The organism is Pseudomonas sp. MF4836 (assembly GCF_002018875.1).
Classification (GTDB): domain Bacteria; phylum Pseudomonadota; class Gammaproteobacteria; order Pseudomonadales; family Pseudomonadaceae; genus Aquipseudomonas.
This window is the reverse complement of the sequence record NZ_MVOL01000001.1, coordinates 655,748-676,055: the sequence shown is the minus strand read 5'-3', so window position 1 is coordinate 676,055 and position 20,308 is coordinate 655,748. Positions and strand designations below refer to the sequence as shown.

The following is a 20,308-nucleotide window of genomic DNA, read 5'->3' as shown; positions in this document are numbered from 1 at the left end:
CAGGCAACAGCTGAAACGCGGGCGTCCTGCCCTCCAATCGAACTCGATCCTGATTTTTATTCTGGGTATCGCCGGTGTCGCGGGTATTCAATCGTTGAAATTCAGCATCACATGCCGCACGCAGGTGTAGTCCTCCAGGCCATAGACGCTGAGGTCCTTGCCGTAGCCGGATTGGCGCTGGCCGCCGTGGGGCATTTCCGTGGCCAGGGTCATGTGATCGTTTACCCACACGCAACCGTACTGCAATTGGCTGGAGGTGCGCAGCGCACGCTTCACGTCGCGGGTCCAGACCGAGGCCGAGAGACCGTACTCGCTCTGATTGGCCCAGGCCATGACTTGCTGTTCGTCGTCGAAGCGGGTGACGCTGACCACCGGGCCGAAGACTTCCTTCTGCACGATTTCATCTTCGTGGCGCACTCCGGCAATCAGGGTGGGGGCGTAGAAGAATCCGGGGCCATCCACCACCGCGCCGCCCACCAGCACTTCGGCATGGGCCAGGCCACGGGCACGCTCGACGAAGCCGGCTACCCGCTGTTGCTGGCGGCGGCTGATCAAGGGCCCGAAATCGCTGCTCGGGTCGGTGGGGGCACCGGTCTTGAGCGTGGCAATGTTCGCGCTCAGGGCTTCGACAAAGCGGTCATGGATTGCATCGTCCACATACACCCGGCAGGCAGCCGTGCAGTCCTGGCCGGCGTTGTAATAGCCGCCGGTGCGCAACATGTTCACCGCAGCGTCGATGTCGGCATCGGCAAACACCAGCACCGGCGCCTTGCCCCCCAGTTCCAGGTGGGTGCGTTTCAAGTTGCTCGCCGCCGCCCGCACCACCGCCTGCCCGGTGGCGATATCGCCGGTGACCGAGACCATGCGGATCTTCGGGTGGCTCGACAGCTGCTCGCCCAGGCTGGCGCCGCGCCCGGAAAGGATATTGACCACCCCGCGCGGGAAGATCTCGGCGCACAACCGGGCCAGGTACAGGGCACTCAGGGGCGTCAGTTCCGATGGCTTGAACACCAGGGTATTGCCGGCGGCCAGGGCCGGCGCGAGTTTCCAGGCGGCCATCAGCAGCGGGTAGTTCCAGGGTGCGATCAGCCCGACCACCCCCAACGGATCGCGACGGATCATGCTGGTGCGCCCCGCCACATACTCCCCGGCGGCACTGCCCGACAGGCAGCGGCTGGCCCCGGCAAAGAAACGGAACACATCGGCCACCGCCGGCATTTCATGGCCTATGGCTTTTTGCAACGGCTTGCCGCAGTTCTGGCTTTCCAGGGTGCCCAGGGCCTCGGCGTGGCGCTCGATGGCATCGGCCAGCTTGAGCAGCAGCGCGGCACGCTGGCGCGGCGGGGTCGCGGCCCAGGCCGGAAAGGCCCGTTCGGCGGCGTCCACGGCCTGGTCCAGCTGTGCCGGAGTGGCTTCGGCAATGACGGCCAGTTGGCGCTCATCGGCCGGGGCGATTACCCGCTCTTCGGCACCCAGGCCCGGGACCAACTGACCATCAATCAAAAACTCACGGTAGATCATGACAAGCTCCAGAAAAATGACCCGCCTCAGCGGGCGTCTTGAAAGCGATACCAGCTGTAGGCAAGGCGTTGGCCCAGGCGCAGGAACGGCTGGAAGGGAAAGCGTTGTGGCACCTGGTGCAGGAAACTCGCGGCACTCGGCAGGCCAGTGCCCATCACCATGTCCGCCAGGCGCTGGCCGGCGTGCAGCGAAAACGACACGCCGCTACCGGCATAACCACCGGCGCTGAACACCTGGTCCAGGCCCGGCACCTGATAGATGTAGGGCAGCGAGTTCTGGCTCACCGCGACCCAGCCGCCCCAGCCGTAGTCCACTGGCACCTGGCCGAGCACCGGGAACTTGCGCCGCAGGGAGTCGAGGAGGAACTGACGGTGCACCGGGTTCTCGGCCTCGCGCCCGGTCACGGCGCTGCGCCCGCCAAACAGCAGGCGGTTGTCCGGCAGGCGGCGGTAGTAGAACAACAGGTTGCGCGTATCGAACATGCAGTCAGTGGACGGCAGACTGTTGCGCACCTGCTCGGCGGATAACGGCGCGGTGACGATGATCTGCGAATGCACCGGCAGTACCCGGCCGGCCAGTTGCGGATGCAGGTCCGGCGAGGTGTAGCCGTTGGTGGCCACCACTACTTTGCGGGCCCGCACCACACCGCCCGGGGTCACCAGCAGGTGGCCCTTGGCGTCACTGCTCCAGCCGGTCACCGGCGACGCCACGTGAACCCTGGCCCCGGCGGCGCGGGCCATGCGTTGCACGCCCCAGGCCAGTTTCAACGGATGCATGGCAAAGCCGTCGGGCATGCGCAGCGCACCAAAGGATTCGGCCCCGGCATGGGCGCCCTGCAATTGCTCGGCCCCGACAAAATACGCGGGGTAACCCAGCACCTCGTTGTACAGCCCGGCCTCGCGCTTGAGGCTTTCGGTGTGGGCGGCCTTGGTCGCCACTTTGTACACCCCGTCGGGCTGCACGTCGCACTCGATCCCGCCCTCGGCGATCAGGCGCTTGACCGTGGCCAGGCCCGCCTGCATTTCGCCGAAGTAGGCCCGGGCGGTGTCCTTGCCGTAGCGGCCGATCAATTCCGCCAGGGGCACACGGCCGCCGGATATCCGCGCAAAACTGCCATTGCGCCCGCTGCAGCCCCAGGCCGTGGTATTGGCCTCCAGCACCAGCACCTGGGCGCCGTGATCCCGGGCCAGGTGCAGGGCACAGCTGAGGCCGGTATAGCCGGCGCCGATCACCGCCACGTCGACGTCCAGCGGCCCGGTGACCGGGCCGTCATCCGCCGGCGCCTGGCCGGCGGTATCGACCCAATAGGAAGCGGAGTGAGCTTCGCCCGTGCCGGGATGGGAATGCACCAATGGATCGTACATCTGGCCTCGCATTATCGCTGTGCGATATCAACTAATCGGTTTTTAACAGACTAGAAGCGAATGTCGATATCGGTCAACGATTATTTTTAACAATTTTCCCCGCTGTCGATTTCGAAAATCGCATTGACAGACAATCAAATAACCATAAGACTTGACTTTATTCGATTTTTAATTATCGCAATGCGATATTTAACAGCGAATCAGCGACCTCGATGACGCCTGAACAATAATAAATTTACGTTTCGCCACCTTGTGCCAGCCTGCCAACCACCCCTGTATCTGGGCTGACGGCTGCCCGAAACGCACCTCATAGGAAAATCGATATGAAACGGTCCCCTCTTTCCCTTCCCCGCTGCATCGCCGGTTGCCTGCTGTTGAGCGCGCACCTGAGCGCCGGCGCCGCCACCCTGACCTTCTCCGGTTGGGGCGGTGCCCTGCAGGACGCCGAGCGCAAGGCCTACCTGCAACCGGCCGCCGAGGCCCTGGGCATCACCATCAAGGAAGACAGCATGGATGGCCTGGCCGCCGTGCGCGCCCAGGTGCTGTCGGGCAAACCCAAGTGGGACATCGTCGAACTGGGCAGCATGGAATGCGCCCAGGCCCAGCGCGAAGGCCTGTCCGAACCCCTGGACTACAGCGTGATCGGCACCGATGGCGTGGATAAAAACGTGGTCGGCCAGAACTGGATCGGCACCCACGCCTACGCCACGGTGGTGGCCTGGGCCAATGACACTGGCAAGCCGGTGGCGAAAACCTGGAACCAATTCTTCGACCCTTCGGTAAAAGGCGCCCGCGCCCTGTACCGGCAACCCTGGCTGACCATGGAAGCCGCACTGCTGGGCGATGGCGTGGCCCCGGACAAGCTCTACCCGCTGGATGTGGAGCGGGCGTTCCGCGCCCTGGAGCGGATCAAGCCGCAAGTCGCCAACTGGTGGAGCGCGGGCGCCGATTCCGCGCAATTGCTGCGCAGCCGCGAGGTGGATTTCCTGGCGATCTGGAATGGCCGGGTCAACGACGTCAAGCATGACGACGCCAATGTCGACTACAGCTTCGACGGCGCCCTGCTCAGCCACGACTGCCTGATCGTGCCCAAGGGCGCGCCGAACAAGGCCCTGGCGATGCAGGTGATCAACCAGATCATGAGCGCGAAAAGCCAGGCCATGCTCGCGACCTTTATTCCTTACGCGCCGGTCAACAGCCATGCCTACCAGACGGGGCTGATCAGCGAAGAGCTGTCCAAGCGCCTGCCGACCTCGCCGCAGAACGCCTCGCGCGTGGTGATGGTCAACCCCGACTGGTGGGTCGATAACCAGGACGCCATGCAGAAGCGTTTTGCCCTGTTCGTCGCCCAGTAAGCCCGCCCTCCACTCTCGAACGATCCGGCAGCCCAGGCGGGCTGCCCTTGAAACACAGGGGAACACCATGAGCAACACCATGAAGGCCGCCGTACTGCACCGTGTCGGCGAAGCGTTGAGCATCGAGCAGGTGCCGATTCCAGTACCCGGGCGCGGTGAAGTGCTGATCAAGGTGGTCGCCTGCGGCGTGTGCCACAGCGACCTGCACGCCATCGACGGCGACTGGTCTGAGCTGCCCCTGCTGCCGTTGATACCCGGCCACGAGATCACCGGGCACGTGGTGGCTCAGGGCGAAGGCGTGCAGCAACCGGCGATTGGCGAAGCGGTGGGCGTACCGTGGATGTACAGCGCCTGCGGCACCTGCGAGTACTGCCTGGCGGGCATGGAAACCATCTGCGCCCACCGCGAATCCACCGGCTACAGCCAACCCGGCGGCTACGCCGAATACATGCTGGCGCCAGCGGCGTTTGTCGCGCGGATTCCTGACGGCGTGGACCTGTATGCCATGGCGCCGATTCTGTGCGCCGGGGTCACCACGTATCGCGGGCTGATGCGCTCCAGAGCCCGTCCCGGGCAATGGGTGGCGGTGCTCGGCATTGGCGGCCTGGGGCACGTGGCAGTGCAATACGCCAAGGCCATGGGCTTTCGCGTGGTGGCGGTGGACGTCTCGGCCGACAAACTGGAGCTGGCCCGCAGCCTGGGCGCCGACCGCCTGATCAACGCCCGGGAAGAGCCGGTGCAGGCGATCAAGGAGCAACTCGGCGGGGTCCACGCGGCCCTGGTCACGGCAGTGGCCAACGCCGCCTTCGAACAGGCCGTGGGCATGCTGCGCCCGGGCGGCACCGCCGTCTTCATCGGCTTGCCCGGCGGCGACGCCGACACCGTGCGCGCCTCGATCTCGGCCATCAGCGGCTGGGAACTGACCATCACCGGCTCCAACATCGGTACCCGCCAGGACCTCAACGAAGCGGTGGCCTTCGCCGCCCGGGGCCAGGTCACGGCGCAGATCGTCACCGAGCCGCTGGAGGCAATCAACCAGATATTCGAGCGCATGCGCAAAGGGCAACTGGTGGGGCGCACGGTGTTGAAAATCGCCTGAACACCACCCTCCCCCCAACGCAAAACGCCGTTTGCCCCGAGTGAGCAAACGGCGTTTTTTTTCGGCCGCCGGACGCGCCATTGCGGCGCGCCCGGCAGGCACTCAGTGCGGTGCGCGGGGGATGGTCTTGAGCAGGTCCTGGGGGCTGATATGGCCGACCACTTGCTCGTTGACGCTGCCCGGCAACGGCAGGCCGAGGATGTGGCCCTTGATCTTGCCGATCACGTGCATTTCACACGGCTTGCAATCGAACTTCAGGGTCAGCACTTCATCGCCGTGCACCAATTGCATCGGCGCGACCTTGGTCCGCACCCCGGTCACACCCTTGGCCTGTTTCGGGCACAGGTTGAAGGAGAAACGCAGGCAGTGCTTGGTGATCATCACCGGCACTTCGCCAGTTTCCTGGTGGGCCTCGAAGGCGGCGTCGATCAACTTCACCCCGTGACGGTGGTAGAAGTCGCGGGCCTTCTGGTTGTAGACGTTGGCCAGGAACGACAGATGCGCTTCCGGATACACCGGTGGCGGGCTGGTCTCGGCTTTGCGGCTACCCCGTGGGTGAGCCTCGATCCGCGCGGCGGTCAGGGCTTCGATGACTTCCCGGCGCAGGGCCTTGAGCTGGGAGTTGGGAATGAAGAACGCCTGGGGCGCATCCAGCTTGATCCCGGTGGCGTGATATTGGGTGGTACCCAGTTGGCCCAGCAGGTCCTGCAGTTGTTCCAGGGCCTGCTCCGGCTTGTTGGCCACGCCGAACGGGCCATCCAGCACCACGCTGGCGCTGACACCTTCCTCGCTGGTGGCGCTCAGTTCCAGGCGCTCTTCGCGCAACTGCACCGTCCAGGCCAGGCCTACCCGACGCTCGGCGGAAGTCTTGACCAACGCCTGCTGCCAGTTGTGGTCCAGGTTGCGGCTCAGGGGATGCAAGGGCCGCAGGCGGTGCAGGCCTTCGGGCATCTCATTGGGTTCGACGCGATAGCGGTAGCGTTTCTCGCCGTCTTCCTCGAATTCGCCCTTGGCTTCGGCGATGTTGGCGCGAAAGCCCACCACCTCGCGCTTGACCTGCACATTGAGGCCGTCGCCGTTGGACAGTGGCTCGCGGGTCACCACCTGCAAGTCACGCTTGCCGACTTTTTCCACCACGCCCACCAGCAGGCCGGTGAAGGTCGGCGAGTCGAAGGCGCCGATGTCGATCTTGCGCTCGCTGACGAAGTAGTCGGTGCTGCCACGGTGGAAGGTCTTGTCCGGGTCGGGCACGAAGAAGTGCGCGGTGCGCCCGCTGGAGGCCCGGGCCAGGTCCGGGCGGTCTTCGAGCACGGCGTCCAGGCGCTGGCGGTAATAGGCGGTGATGTTCTTCACGTAGCCCATGTCCTTGTAGCGGCCTTCGATCTTGAACGAACGCACGCCGGCCTCCACCAGGGCGCGGATGTTGGCGCTCTGGTTGTTGTCCTTCATCGACAGCAGGTGTTTCTCGTAGGCGATGACCCCGCCCTGCTCATCCTTGAGGGTGTACGGCAGGCGGCAGGCCTGGGAGCAGTCGCCACGGTTGGCGCTGCGGCCGTTCTGCGCGTGGGAGATGTTGCACTGCCCGGAAAAGGCCACGCACAAGGCACCGTGAATGAAGAACTCGATGGCCGCGTCGGTCTCGTCGGCGATGGCGCGGATCTCTTGCAGGTTCAGTTCGCGGGCCAGCACCAGTTGCGAGAAGCCGGCCTGGTCGAGGAACTTGGCCCGGGCCAGGGTGCGGATATCGGTCTGGGTGCTGGCGTGCAGCTCGATCGGCGGAATGTCCAGCTCCATCACCCCCAGGTCCTGGACGATCAGCGCATCGACGCCGGCATCGTACAGTTGGTGGATCAGCTTGCGCGCCGGCTCCAGCTCGTTGTCGTGGAGGATGGTGTTGATGGTGGTGAACACCCGGGCATGGTAGCGCCGGGCGAACTCCACCAACTGGGCGATATCGCTCACTTCGTTGCAGGCGTTGTGCCGTGCGCCGAAGCTGGGGCCACCGATGTACACGGCGTCGGCGCCATGCAGGATGGCCTCGCGAGCAATGGCCACGTCACGGGCGGGGCTGAGCAATTCCAGGTGATGTTTAGGCAGGGACATAATTTTTTTAGTCAGGCTGGTCACGGTCGAGGCGTGCATTGTAGCGGCCAAATGCGCGACCGGCACCCGTGTGCTGCCAGGTGGCGGCCACGCCTTGCGCGCAACCGCCGAAACCCTCGGTGGATCAGGCCTTGGCGGCCATGGCGGTGACTTCCACCCGCATGCCTTCGACCGCCAATGCCGCCACGCCAACGGCGGCGCGCACCGGCCAGGGCTTGGCGAAGAAACGCTGGTAAACCTCGTTGAATGCGCCGCGGTCGGCCATGTCGGTGAGGTAGATGGTCAGGTGCAGGACCCGGTCCATGGAGCTGCCGGCCTTCTCCAGTGCGACTTTCAACGCTTGCAGGGTGCATTCGCTTTGCCGGGTGATGTCCCCCAGCTCCAGGCTGCCATCGGCATGGGTCGGGATCTGGGTCGAGACCAGCAGGCCGCCAAAACCGGCAACGTCGGAGGAAATGGAGTCCGCGTCAGGATCGGGAATAAAGGTGATGTCGTGGTGGGCCATGGGCTGCTCTTGTTCAAGGAGTGAGTAAGGAAAAATCTGCGCGGCAGTTTACCGCCCCGCGCCGGGCTGTTGTCCAATCGGCGGCCGGCCCCACCGTGCAGCCAGCCTCCGACCTGGCAAAACGCCCCCACCGGTGCTGGCCGATGGGGGCGTTGGCGCAGCCGGGGTGGAGCGCCTCGCCGCGCTAGACGATCGCGGGAAAGCCCTCGACGCTGTCCGGCCACGGGGTCAGGATTTCGAAACCCTGGTCGGTCACCGCCACCATGTGCTCCCACTGGGCCGAGAGCGAGTGGTCCTTGGTCACCACGGTCCAGGCATCGGCCAGGGTCTTCACGTGGCGTTTGCCGGCATTGAGCATGGGTTCGATGGTAAAGATCATCCCGGCTTTCAGCTTCAGGCCCTGGCCCGGGTAGCCGTAGTGCAGCACCTGGGGCTCGTCGTGGTAGATCTTGCCGATGCCGTGGCCGCAGTATTCGCGCACCACACTGAAGCCGTCGCGCTCAGCCACGCTCTGGATCGCATGGCCGATATCGCCCAGGGTCGCGCCCGGGCGCACGGTGCGGATGCCGGCGCACATCGCCTCATAGGTGGTGGCGACCAGGCGCCGCGCCTCGGGGCTGGGCTCGCCGACGAAGTACATGCGGCTGGTGTCGCCGTACCAGCCGTCCTTGACCACGGCGATGTCGATATTGACGATATCGCCGTCCTTGAGCACCCGGCCCGAAGGAATGCCGTGGCACACCACCTCATTGACCGAGATGCACACGGTCTTGGGGAAGCCGTGATAACCGATATTCCCGGCAATCGCCCGCTGCACGTTGACGATGTAGTCATGGCAGATCTGGTCCAGTTGATCGGTGCTGACCCCGGCCTTGACGTGGGGCGTGATCATGGCCAGGACTTCGGCGGCCAAGGTGCCGGCCACTTTGGACTGGGCCACTTCCTCGCGCGTCTTCAACACGACTTTGCCATTCATGGGCGGGCCCCCCCGACGGCACGCATGGTGGCGCCGCGAGACGTCTCCGCCAGCTCGCTCAGTTGCTTGAGGTCGAGGCCACCGGCCTGTTCGGCGCGGATCAGCAAGCGGCAGATACCGCTGTGGTCCAGGTCCGGGTACAGCTCGGCGAGCATGCCGATGCGCATCCAGTGCTCGGCCTGGGCATTGATCGAACGGCTGAGGGCATGGCTGGCGACCCGCAGATTCTCATGCATGGCGTCTGAAATTTTGACGATTCCCACAAACATCACCTGATACGAAGTGTATATGTTTCGTATATTGCCTGATGGCAGTACGCAATTGCAATTGCGCTGCAATCTGCCCGAGCTGCAGCGCTGGGCACCGCTGCCAAACGAGGCGCTCCCCGAGCATTCGATTAAATCGAATGCTCCCTTGAGTTTTTAGTATTTGTCGATTGCTCCCCCGGGTCTTAGTCTCTCGATCCATACCGGTCTGCGCTCGCCGCGCAGCCTTGGAGATGCCAGCCCCACGGGCTCGACCGATCGGCATCCGGAACAATAAAAAACCAGCATTGGCCGCACACGCGGCGCCCTGACTCGTCTGCCATAACTACAACATTGCAAGAGCGCCAGAGAGCGAGAGGAACCTACCCATGCAATTCCAGTTTCTGTTACCCACCAAAATCGTCATGGAGCCCGGCCTGCGCCAGCGCACCGGCGAATACCTGACCGGCCTCGGCTTGCGCCACGTGCTGCTGGTCACCGACCCGGGGGTCAAGAACGCCGGCCTGCTCGACAGCATCTACGCCAGCCTGGAGCAGGCCGGGATCCGCTATGACGAGATCGCCGACGTCAAGCCCAACCCGCGCAGCGAAGACGTCAACCGTGCCGCCGAGCTGTACCGCGGCAAGGGCATCGACGGCGTGCTGGCCGTCGGTGGCGGCAGCGCGATGGACGCAGCCAAGGCCATCAGCGTGCTGCTGACCCATGAAGGCCGGGTCGAAGACTATGAAGGCGCCTTTACCCTCAAGGGCCCGGTGCTGCCGATCGTGGCGATTCCGACCACTGCCGGCACCGGCAGCGAAGTGACCTTCTTCTCGGTGATCACCGACACCCGCCGCCAGTTCAAGATGAGCCTGCTCGACTACCGCATCGGCCCGGTCCTGGCGCTGCTCGACTCGGACATCACCGCCACCCTGCCGCCGCACATTGCCGCCGCCACCGGGATGGACGCCCTGACCCACGCCATCGAAGCCTACACCGGCAAGCCGGCCAACCCCATCAGCGACGGCCTGGCCCTGCATGCCATCCGCCTGATCGCGCAGCACCTCAAGCCCGCCGTGCAAGAGCCGGACAACCGCGAGGCCCGGGAACAGATGCTGATCGCCAGCCTGATTGCCGGCATGGCCTTCGGCAACGCCGACATCGCCAGCGTGCACTGCATTTCCGAAGCCATCGGCGGCATGTACGACACCCCGCACGGGGTTGGCAATGCGATCTTCCTGCCGTTTGTGTTCAGCCATAACCGCGACGCCGACCTGCGCCGCCACGCCGATGTCGCCTACGCCCTGGGCATCGACCCCAACCTGAGTGCGGTGGCTGCAGCCGAAGCGGCCGTGGAGCAATTGTTCCGCATGAACCGGGAGCTGGGCATCCCGCGTTTCGCCGATGTGGCCGGGGTGCGCGAAGAAGACTTCCTGGCCATCGCGCAGAAGTCCAAAAGCAATATTTCCGATGCGAGCAACATCAAAGACATGTCCGTCGAGAGCTACCTCGATGTGATCCGCGCCGCCTACAACTACTCAGCTTGAGGCCAGACCCATGAGCGCATCGACTTCCTCTCCTCATCTGCGCCGGACCCTCGGGCCGGTCTCAGTGCTGCTGTTCGGCCTGGCCTTCATCGCCCCGCTGATCGTATTCGGCACCTACGGCGTGATCGCCCAGGCCAGCCAGAACACCGTGGCGCTGTCCTACGTGGTGGCGTCCATCGGCGTGATCTTCACCGCATTGAGCTACGGTCGCCTGGTGCGGGTGTTCCCCGCAGCCGGCTCGGCCTACACCTACACCCGCAAGATGCTCAACCCCAACATCGGCTTCATGGTCGGTTGGGCCGCCCTGCTCGATTACTTCTTTATCCCGATGCTGATCTGGCTGCTGGGTGCGAGCTACCTGAGCCTGGCCTTTCCCGATGTGCCGCAGTGGTGCTGGATCACCGGTTTCATTGTCTCCACCACCCTGCTCAATATCCTCGGGATCCAGGTCGCCAACCGTTTCAACATCATCCTGATGCTGATCCAGCTGACGATCATCGCGGTCTTCATCGGCCTGTGCTGGCACTACGTGGCGGCAATCAACGGCCCGGGCGGACTGCTCTCGGTCAAGCCGTTCTTCAACGTCGACGTGCCGTTCTCGGCGACCATGGCGGGCGCGGCCATCGCGGCCTATTCGTTCCTCGGTTTCGATGCGCTGTCGACCCTGAGTGAAGAAACCGTCGAGCCGGAACGCACCATTCCCCGGGCGATCCTGCTGGTGGCCCTGATTGGCGGCAGCCTGTACATCGGTTCCTCGTACTTCATGTACCTGGCACACCCGGCGGGCGTGTTCGAGAACATCGACGGCGCGGCCTTCGAAATCGCCAAGACCATCGGTGGCGACCTGTTCTTCGGCGTGGTCCTGACCGGCATCATCATTGCCCACTTCGCTGCCGGCCTGTCGTTCCAGGCCAGTGTCGGGCGCCTGCTGTATGCCCTGGGCCGCGACAACCAGCTGCCGCAAAAGCTGTTCGGCGTGCTCCACCCGCGCTACAAGACCCCGGTGTTCAACATCATGCTGTCCGGTGCCTTTGGCCTGGTCGGGTTCGGCCTGACCATCGCCACCGCCACCTCGCTGGTGAACTTCGGCGCCTTCCTGGCCTTCACCGCCGTCAACCTGTGCGCGCTGAAACTGACCTTCGACCGCAAGGTCGGCGACAAGGCCGGCATGCTGCGCGGGGTGCTGTTCCCCCTGGCCGGCGCCTTCACCTCCGGCTGGATGCTGATCAGCCTGGACCAGGACGCGCTGATTCTCGGCTGCTGCTGGGTCCTGCTGGGCCTGGTGTACCTGGCCTGCCGCACCCGCCTGTTCAGTGTTGCGGTGCCGGAACCGGCGCTCTGACCCCCTTCTTCCAAGCCCCCCCTGTAACGGCCCCTTCATGCGCATGCTCCATGCGCCTGCCGGGGCAGTTGCGACTTTTTCAAGGCGGCGGCCTCCCCCGCCCCACAGGAGAATCCATGCAAACCTGCCTGCTGATCAATGGCCAACTCATCGCCGGTGAAGGCGAAAAACTGTCGGTGCTCAACCCGTCCCTGGGCACCACCCTGGTGGAAATCCCCGAGGCCAGCCTGGCCCAGGTCGACGCCGCGGTCTGCGCCGCCGACGCCGCCTTCGACGCCTGGTCCCAGACCACGCCCAAGGACCGTTCGCTGCTGCTGCTGAAACTGGCCGACGCCATCGACGCCCACGCCCAGGACCTGGCGCGCCTGGAATCCGACAACTGCGGCAAGCCCTACGCCGCCGCGCTGAACGATGAGCTGCCGGGGGTCGCTGACGTGTTCCGCTTCTTCGCCGGCGCCAGCCGCTGCCTGCAAGGCAGTGCCGCCGGCGAGTACCTGGCGGGCCATACCTCGATGATCCGCCGCGACCCGGTGGGCGTGGTGGCCTCCATCGCGCCCTGGAACTACCCGCTGATGATGGTCGCCTGGAAACTCGGCCCGGCCCTGGCGGCCGGTAATACCGTGGTCCTCAAGCCGTCCGAGCAGACGCCATTGACCGCGCTGAAGCTGGCCGAATTGATGGCCGGGATCTTCCCGGCCGGCGTGGTCAACGTGGTCTTCGGCCGTGGCCCGAGTGTCGGCGCGCCCCTGACCAGCCATCCCAAGGTGCGCATGGTGTCGTTGACCGGCTCGGTGGCCACCGGCAGTCGGATCATCGCCGGCACCGCCGACAGCGTGAAGCGCATGCACATGGAACTGGGGGGCAAGGCGCCGGTGATCGTGTTCGACGATGCCGACATCGACGCCGCCGTCGAAGGCGTGCGCAACTTCGGTTTCTACAATGCCGGCCAGGACTGCACCGCCGCCTGCCGCATCTACGTGCAAAAAGGCATCTATCAGCAGTTCGTGCAAAAGCTCGGCGCCGCCGTGGCCAGCCTCCAGTACGGCCTGCAGGACGACCCGAACACCGAGCTTGGGCCCTTGATCACCCGCCAGCACCTGGAGCGGGTCGAGGGCTTTGTGCAACGTGCCCGCGAGCTGTCCCATATCGAGGTGGTGACCGGTGGCCAGCGCGTTGACGGCCCGGGTTTCTTCTTTGAGCCGACGGTGCTCGCCGGAGCCCGCCAGGACGACGAAGTGGTGCGCCATGAAATCTTCGGCCCGGTGGTTTCCGTGACCGAGTTCGACGACGAAGCCCAAGCCCTGGCCTGGGCCAACGACTCCGACTACGGCCTGGCCTCCTCGGTGTGGACCGCCGATGTCGGCCGCGCCCACCGCCTGGCCGCACGCCTGCAATACGGCTGCACCTGGGTCAACACGCACTTTATGCTGGTCAGCGAAATGCCCCACGGCGGCGCCAAGCTCTCGGGTTATGGCAAGGACATGTCGATGTATGGCCTGGAGGACTACACCACCATCCGCCACGTGATGTTCAAGCACTAGGTTGCCGGGCAAGATCCGGCAGCGGCGCCCACGCTGCTGCCGGCCGGGCAAAGGCCGCAGCCCTGCGGCCCTCCCTGAATAACCGAACCTGGCGTGGGCATTGCGCCCGACGCCAGGTGCCGGCGCGGCCTTTCAGAGCGCCGAGGGTTTGATCAACGACCGGTACTGGTGAGGCTTGCGCATCAGCACCAGGTCCTTGCGCCGCACCACGTTGGTGGCATAGCCGCTGGCCAGGTTGCCGGTATCGATACTCGCCACCGCCACCCCTCGGCTCGTCTCCAACAGCGCTTCACGCCGGGGAAAGGCGAAAGTGTCCGGGCCGAATACGCCGCTGGCGCCGAAGCTGCCGCTGGCCGCGTCCTGGCTGTTGGCAACGGCGAAATACAGATTGTTCTCGCCGCCGCGTACCCGCCCCAGGTGCCAGTGATACGCGTCGGCCCCCATGGGGATCGGTGCCTGCTGCGGTATCTGGCTGCCGGCATGGGCTCCCGGCACCGGCCCGCTCAGCGCCGCCGGGCAGGCAATCAGGTCGCAGCCCTTGAGCGCCAGGATCCTGCCGGCTTCCGGCACCAGGGCATCGTCGCCCAGCAACAGGCCGACCCGGGCGAAGGGCAGATCGTAGGTGCACCACCGCCCGCCTGCCTCGGCCCAGCGCCGATCCTGCGCGCTGAGGTGGATCTTGCGATAGCTGCACAGCAGGCCCTCGGGCCCTACCAGCACTGCCGTGTTGTAGAGCTGCCCCTGGTGCGCTTCCACCAGGCCGGCGACCAGGTACAGGTCGAGGCTGCCCGCCAGCTCAATCAACCCGGCCACACTCGGTCCGTCCAGGGGTTCGGCCATCTGCGCGCCAGCAAAGGGCCCGCTCAGCGACAGTTCCGGCAGCACCAGCAGGCGCGCTCCGGCACGTTGCCCCTCATGGGCCAGTTCGCGGATGCACCCCAGGTTCTCGGCTTTGTCCGGGCCGGGGTTGAACTGGCCGACGCCGACCTGGGCCACGCCACCGGCCGGCAGCGGCTCAAGGCCGTACAGGCGGAAAAAGTCCAGCGGGTTCCAGGTGTAGGAATTGTTCAGCAGTTCCTTGTACAGCGCCGGGCGCCGCAGGCCCTGGCGTGCCTGACGCTCGGCGCGCACCCGCGCCAGGTCGATCTGGCCCAGCACCACGCCGTCGCCGGTGTCGCGTGCGGCCTGTACCGAGCCGTCGGGCTCGATGATGCAACTGCCGCCACTGAACTGCACCCCGCGCTCCAGGCCCCAGCGGTTGCCCTCGATCAGGTAGCAGCCGTTTTCATAAGCGCGGTTGATCCAGTACGGCGCCGGGGTGCGCTCGGCCAGCCAGTTGCTCAGGTGGCAGATCACATCGGCGCCGGCCAGCGCCGTGACCCGCGCGGTTTCCAGGAAGTGGATGTCCATGCAGATCAGCAGCGCGATCCTGCCGATGGGGGTCTCGAACACCTGGTGCTCAAGGTCGCCGCACACCGCCCACTTGGGTTCGGAGATATAGGGGTGCGTCTTGCGGTGCACCCCCACCAGCCCTTCGGGGCCGACCAGAAAGGCCGAGTTGTAGTACAGGTCGTCGACCGGGTCGACCTCCGGCATGCCGACGACGATGTGGCAGCCATGGCGCCTGGCCAATTCGGCGAAGCGCGCGCTGGTCGGCCCGGGGATTGGCTCCACATAGGGCGCGACCTCTTCGCGGCTTTGCCAGCAGTAGCCGGTGGTGGCCATTTCCGGGGCGACTATCAGCTGTGCCCCGGCCTCGGCCGCCTCTTCCACCAGCGCGTACAGGCGCTCGATATTGCCTTGCTTGTCGAACAGGGTCGGCTCGAACTGAACCGCCGCGACGTTGATCGATGCTGTGCTCATGGGTCGTTTCTCCGTGATTCAGGCTTGCGCCGCCAGCCCGTCCGGGCGCGGCCCCTGGTAGTCCTGCTCCGGGCGCCAGGTGGTGGGCATGTCCTGGGGGAAGGTCTTGAAATAGTAACGGCCACGGGTCGCCACGGTGAAGGCCACGTGAAGCAGCGGGCCCACCAGCATGGCGATGAACGAGGCGTAATACAGCGGATAGGCGCCGAGGATGCCCGCCGCGCCGATGGCCACCGCGACCAGCAGCGAAATCACGCCGCAGGGGTTCCAGGAACGCAGGTATTCGCGGCGGAATTCGACAAAGTCACTGGGCGCCAGGTTGAGCATTTTTCGGCAGACGAAATAGTCGGCGAGGATGATGAACACCCAGGTGTTGGTCAGGATCCCGGTGATCGCAAGGAAGGTCCCGGTGTATTGCAGGATATTGAAGATGTAGAACACCACCCCCAGTCCCCACACCAGCACCATCCACCACTGCCGGCCCGGGCGGTAGTTGAAGGCCATGTCCATGGTGTTGGACAGCGCGATCGACCCCGAATAGAGGTTCATCACGTTGATCCGGATCTGGGTGATGATGGTGAAGATCACCCCCACCAGGGCAATCACGAACGGAAACACGAAGCCCGGATCCAGGGCCAGGGCAAAGGGATCGCCGCTCTGGATATGGGGCATCAGGGTGTAGGCCAGGAATGCGCCACAGAGCATCACCGCGACAATCGGGATCAGCATCCCGAGCATGATGGTGGCGGTGCCCTTGTGGCTGATCCCGGGTTTGGCGAAGCGCCCGTAGTCGGTGGCCAGCAGGCCCTGGAACACAATCTGCCCGTTGGCCATGTTCATCACCACCCACAGCGCGGTGCCGTCGACCTCGCCCCGGGCGAACCAGCCGCTGGGGCCGACCGCGTCGTAGTTGTGGGTCAGTTGATAGAGGCAGAAGCCGAACAGCAGGATGAAGATCGGCACGCCCCAGGTCTGCAGGAACTGCATCGACGACATGCCCTTCCACACGAACCAGATGGTCACCAGGCCGATGCTGGCAAAAATCAGCACGCCCTTGAACGAATCCACCTCGACCCCGGCATAGTGCGCGATCGCATGGGAAACGATGGTGCCCTCGAACAGGAAGTAGAAGATGAAGTTCACCGCGTAGATCAACGAGGTGAACGCCGAGCCCAGGTAACCGAAACCCAGCCCCCGGGTCAGCAGGTTGAGCGATAGCCCTTCCTTGCTCGCCAGTTTCATGATGCAGGCGCCGATGATGGTCGCCAGCACCACCATGTAGCCGATGGGCAGCAACAGCGTCGGCCAGCCCACCTTGTAACTCATGTCAGCCCCCAGGCTGAACCAGAACATGGCCGTGGAGTTGCCCAGCAACACCAGGATGATCGCCGGGATCGGCCAGCGATAGCGGCTCGGCACCCGGCCGACGGCGTAGTCTTCCACTGCCTCGGCCTCAGTGATGTCCTGAGGCCCCTGAAACCACTCTTTGAACTTACTCATCTGCGTTTCCTTGTTGTTTTATGCGCGAAATGAACCAAGTCATGGGTATCTCCCTAAATGTCCGAAGCGGCTGGCTCAGCCAGAAAAATTGACGGTGCTCGACAGTTAGAAAAGGTGTTGCGGCCGCGCTGAGCACGGCCTTTTTCTTGTTATGGGTATTGCGCTATTGCCTTGCGGCGGCTCAGTAGCGAGCGGTGAGCATTTTCTTGCGGGTGAAGAACTCCACGCCGTCGCGGCCATTGGCGTGCAGGTCGCCGTAGAAGGATTTCTTGTAGCCAGAGAACGGGAAGAAGGCCATCGGTGCCGGCACCCCGACATTGACCCCGAGCATCCCGGCGTCGATGTCATCGCGGAACTGGCGCACGGCCTTGGCGCTGTCGGTGTACAGGCAGGCGCCGTTGGCGAACTCCGAGCGGTTGGTCAGGCGGATGGCTTCGGCAAGGTCCTTGACCCGAACAATCGACAGCACCGGGGCGAAGATTTCCTCCTGCCAGATTTTCATCTGCGGCGTCACGTGGTCGAACAGCGTCGGCCCGACAAAATAGCCGGGGCCGGCACAGGCCGCGTCCTGGCGGCCGTCGCGAAGCAAGGTGGCGCCTTCGCGCTCGCCGCTTTCGATATAGCCCAAGGTGCGCTGGCGGTGTTCGTCACGAATCACCGGCCCGAGGAACACCCCTTTGTCCATGCCGTTGCCGATGCTCAGGCCGTCGGCTTCCTGTTTCAGGCGCGCCACCAGGGCATCGGCAATCTCCTCGACCACCACGACCACCGCACAGGCCATGCAGCGCTCACCGGCCGAACCGAAGGCCGCGGCGATGATGTTCTTCACCGTGATGTCGAGGTCGGCATCGGCCAGCACGATCGAATGGTTCTTGGCCCCGGCCAGGGCCTGGACCCGCTTGCCGTGGCTGGCGGCCTCGCGGTAGACATACTCGGCCACCGGCTGCGAGCCGACAAAGGACACGGCCTTGACCTCGGGATGGCGCAGCATGCCGTTGACCACGTCGTGGGCACCGTGCACCAGGTTGAGCACGCCCTTGGGCAGGCCGGCCTCAGTGAACAGTTCCACCAGGCGCTGGGCCAGCAGCGGCGTACGCTCGGAGGCCTTGAGCACGAAACTGTTGCCGCAGGCGATGGCCAACGGGAACATCCAGCACGGCACCATCATCGGAAAATTGAACGGCGTGATGCCGGCGATCACCCCCAGCGGGTAACGGTACATGCCCGACTCGATACCGGTGGCGATATCCGGCAGCTGGCTGCCCATCATCAAGGTCGGCGCCCCCGCCGCGAACTCCACGCACTCGATGCCGCGCTGCACTTCGCCGTAGGCTTCTTCGTAGCTCTTGCCGTTTTCCTGGGTGATCAGCCTTGCCAGTTCTTCCTGGCGCTCCATCAACAACTGCTGATAGCGGAACAACACCCGCGAACGCCGGGGCACGGCCACCTGGCGCCAGCTGTCGAACGCCTCGGCCGCCACCGCCACCGCGTCATCCAGTTCGGCGGCGGTGGACAGCGGCACCCGCGCCAGCACTTCGCCGGTGGCCGGGTTGCGCACGGTGTCGAAGTGCTCGGTCCGCGAGGCCTGCCATTGGCCGTTGATGTAGTTTTTCAGGGTCAGGATTTCAGTTGGGGCGTTCACGCTCAGCTCCTTTTTTATAGATTCTTGTGGGGGACGATCAGGCCAGGGCCGGCTCGACGGCGGACGCTGCGCGCTGGGCCGCAGCGGCATCTGCCAGGATCATTTCAGCGGCCTTCTCGCCGATCATCAGGGTCGGCGAACAGGTATTGCCGGAGACGATCGTCGGCATGATCGACGCATCGGCAATCCGCAGGCCGGCAATGCCGTGCACCCGCAGGCGCTCATCGACCACCGCCTCCCGGTCCTGGCCCATCTTGCAGGTACCCACCGGGTGAAAAATCGTGGTGCCGATGGCGCTGGCCGCTTCGCGCAGTTGAGCCTCGCTGTGCAAGCTGGCGCCGGGCAGGTACTCCACCGGCTCAAAGCTGGCCAAGGCCGGGGCAGCGACAATGCGCCGGGTCAGGCGAATGGCATCGGCGGCGACTTGCAGGTCGGTTTCATGACTCAGGTAATTGGGCCGGATCAGTGGTGCCGAGCCCAACTGGGCATCGCGAATCGCCACGCTGCCGCGGCTTTGCGGACGCAGGTCGCAGACCGAGGCGGTAAAGGCCGGGAACTCATGCAGCGGCTCGCCAAAGCGTTCAAGAGACAGCGGCTGCACGTGGTATTCGAGGTTAGCGCTCGTCTGCTCCGGGCCAGAGCGGGCGAAGGCGCCCAACTGGCTCGGCGCCATGGCCAGCGGGCCGCTGCGGCTGACCATATATTGCAGGCCCATGTTCATCTTGCCCCACAGGCTGGAGACCATCTGGTTCAGGGTGCGGCCATTGCCGATGCGGTAAATCAGCCGCAGTTGCAGGTGGTCCTGCAGGTTGTTGCCGACGCCGGGCAGCTCGTGGCGCACGCCGATTCCCAACTTCTTCAGCAACGGTCGCGGGCCGATCCCCGAGCGCTGGAGCAAGGTCGGCGAACCGATGGCGCCACAGCACAGGATGATTTCCCGGCGCGCCCGAAAGCGCTGTTCCCGGCCCTGGTACTGGGCCAGCACGGCGCTGGCACGGCCGTTGTCCAGCTCGATGCGCGAGGCTTCGACGCCGGTCAGCACGGTCAGGTTCTTGCGCTGGGCCACGGGCCGCAGAAAGGCCTTGGAGGCATTCCAGCGCACACCGCGTTTCTGGTTGACCTGGAAGTAACTGCAGCCTTCGTTGTCGCCGCCATTGAAGTCGGCGATGGACTCGATGCCGGTCTGCGCCGCCGCCTCGCGAAAGGCATCCAGAATGCCCCAGGACAGGCGTTGCTCCTCGACCCGCCACTCGCCGCCGGCGCCATGTTCGGCGCTGTCGCCGGCGTAGTGGCTCTCCGAGCGCTTGAACAGTGGCAGCACGTCTTTCCAGGCCCAGCCGGCATTGCCCTGCTCGGCCCACAGGTCGTAGTCCCGGGCCTGGCCACGCATGTAGATCATGCCGTTGATCGAAGAACAGCCGCCCAGCACCTTGCCCCGGGGATAACTCAGGGAGCGGCCGTTGAGGCCCGGTTCCGGTTCGGTCTTGAAGCACCAGTCGGTGCGCGGGTTGCCGATGCAGTACAGATAACCCACGGGGATGTGGATCCAGGGATAGTTGTCTTGCCCGCCCGCTTCGAGCAGCAGCACCCGATGCTGGGGGTTTTGCGACAGTCGATTGGCCAACAGGCAACCGGCTGGACCGGCACCGACAATCACGTAGTCATAGAGCACATCAGCAGCTTGCATGGGATCCTCGCGGGACTT

Annotated in this window: 15 protein-coding genes; 5 read left to right on the top strand and 10 right to left on the bottom strand. The window is 64.9% G+C overall.

Going from position 1 to position 20,308, the window contains the following annotated elements; all coding sequences use genetic code 11:
• Positions 1-87 precede the first annotated feature (87 nt).
• Positions 88-1,518: a gamma-aminobutyraldehyde dehydrogenase gene (locus MF4836_RS02975; RefSeq protein ID WP_201132206.1), complete on the bottom strand. Its 1,431-nt coding sequence runs from the start codon at positions 1,516-1,518 to the stop codon at positions 88-90.
• Between the two features lie 29 nt (positions 1,519-1,547).
• Positions 1,548-2,885: an NAD(P)/FAD-dependent oxidoreductase gene (locus MF4836_RS02970; RefSeq protein ID WP_078469044.1), complete on the bottom strand. Its 1,338-nt coding sequence runs from the start codon at positions 2,883-2,885 to the stop codon at positions 1,548-1,550.
• A gap of 323 nt (positions 2,886-3,208) precedes the next feature.
• Between MF4836_RS02970 and MF4836_RS02965 the strand changes: the two genes are divergently transcribed.
• On the top strand, positions 3,209-4,240 hold the full coding sequence (locus tag MF4836_RS02965; protein ID WP_078469043.1) for an ABC transporter substrate-binding protein: 1,032 nt from the start codon (positions 3,209-3,211) through the stop codon (positions 4,238-4,240).
• A gap of 67 nt (positions 4,241-4,307) precedes the next feature.
• Complete coding sequence (locus tag MF4836_RS02960) at positions 4,308-5,339, top strand: zinc-dependent alcohol dehydrogenase (RefSeq protein ID WP_078469042.1); 1,032 nt, start codon at positions 4,308-4,310, stop codon at positions 5,337-5,339.
• Positions 5,340-5,441: 102 nt separating this feature from the next.
• Here the strand turns inward: MF4836_RS02960 and MF4836_RS02955 are convergent, their stop codons facing one another.
• The 4 genes from MF4836_RS02955 to MF4836_RS02940 form a co-directional block, all read right to left on the bottom strand.
• Positions 5,442-7,442, bottom strand: coding sequence for a peptidase U32 family protein (locus tag MF4836_RS02955; protein WP_078469150.1), 2,001 nt, complete (start codon positions 7,440-7,442; stop codon positions 5,442-5,444).
• Between the two features lie 124 nt (positions 7,443-7,566).
• Positions 7,567-7,947, bottom strand: a complete 381-nt coding sequence (locus MF4836_RS02950; protein ID WP_078469041.1) for a RidA family protein — start codon at positions 7,945-7,947, stop codon at positions 7,567-7,569.
• 184 nt (positions 7,948-8,131) lie between these two features.
• A complete protein-coding gene (map, locus tag MF4836_RS02945) occupies positions 8,132-8,923 on the bottom strand; it encodes a type I methionyl aminopeptidase (protein WP_078469040.1) in 792 nt (263 codons plus the stop codon).
• On the bottom strand, positions 8,920-9,186 hold the full coding sequence (locus MF4836_RS02940; RefSeq protein WP_078469149.1) for a ParD-like family protein: 267 nt from the start codon (positions 9,184-9,186) through the stop codon (positions 8,920-8,922). Before MF4836_RS02940 ends, map begins: the two co-directional genes overlap by 4 nt.
• Positions 9,187-9,557: 371 nt before the next feature.
• Here MF4836_RS02940 and MF4836_RS02935 point away from each other — a divergent pair, with 371 nt between their 5' ends.
• The 3 genes from MF4836_RS02935 to MF4836_RS02925 all read left to right on the top strand — a co-directional run bounded on the left by MF4836_RS02935 (position 9,558) and on the right by MF4836_RS02925 (position 13,598).
• Positions 9,558-10,715, top strand: coding sequence for an iron-containing alcohol dehydrogenase (locus MF4836_RS02935; protein WP_078469039.1), 1,158 nt, complete (start codon positions 9,558-9,560; stop codon positions 10,713-10,715).
• 10 nt (positions 10,716-10,725) lie between these two features.
• The gene (locus tag MF4836_RS02930; protein WP_078469038.1) at positions 10,726-12,057 is read left to right on the top strand and encodes an APC family permease; all 1,332 of its coding nucleotides are present in this window, start codon (positions 10,726-10,728) and stop codon (positions 12,055-12,057) included.
• 116 nt (positions 12,058-12,173) lie between these two features.
• Positions 12,174-13,598, top strand: a complete 1,425-nt coding sequence (locus tag MF4836_RS02925) for a gamma-aminobutyraldehyde dehydrogenase (RefSeq protein WP_078469037.1) — start codon at positions 12,174-12,176, stop codon at positions 13,596-13,598.
• Between the two features lie 132 nt (positions 13,599-13,730).
• Here MF4836_RS02925 and MF4836_RS02920 read toward each other — a convergent pair whose 3' ends face one another.
• From MF4836_RS02920 to MF4836_RS02905, 4 genes are all read right to left on the bottom strand, one after another.
• Positions 13,731-15,461, bottom strand: coding sequence for a nitrilase-related carbon-nitrogen hydrolase (locus tag MF4836_RS02920; RefSeq protein WP_078469036.1), 1,731 nt, complete (start codon positions 15,459-15,461; stop codon positions 13,731-13,733).
• 18 nt (positions 15,462-15,479) lie between these two features.
• A complete protein-coding gene (locus MF4836_RS02915; protein WP_078469035.1) occupies positions 15,480-16,961 on the bottom strand; it encodes a purine-cytosine permease family protein in 1,482 nt (493 codons plus the stop codon).
• Positions 16,962-17,142: 181 nt separating this feature from the next.
• A complete protein-coding gene (locus MF4836_RS02910; RefSeq protein ID WP_078469034.1) occupies positions 17,143-18,603 on the bottom strand; it encodes a CoA-acylating methylmalonate-semialdehyde dehydrogenase in 1,461 nt (486 codons plus the stop codon).
• A gap of 37 nt (positions 18,604-18,640) precedes the next feature.
• On the bottom strand, positions 18,641-20,290 hold the full coding sequence (locus MF4836_RS02905; RefSeq protein WP_078469033.1) for a GMC family oxidoreductase: 1,650 nt from the start codon (positions 20,288-20,290) through the stop codon (positions 18,641-18,643).
• Positions 20,291-20,308 lie beyond the last annotated feature (18 nt).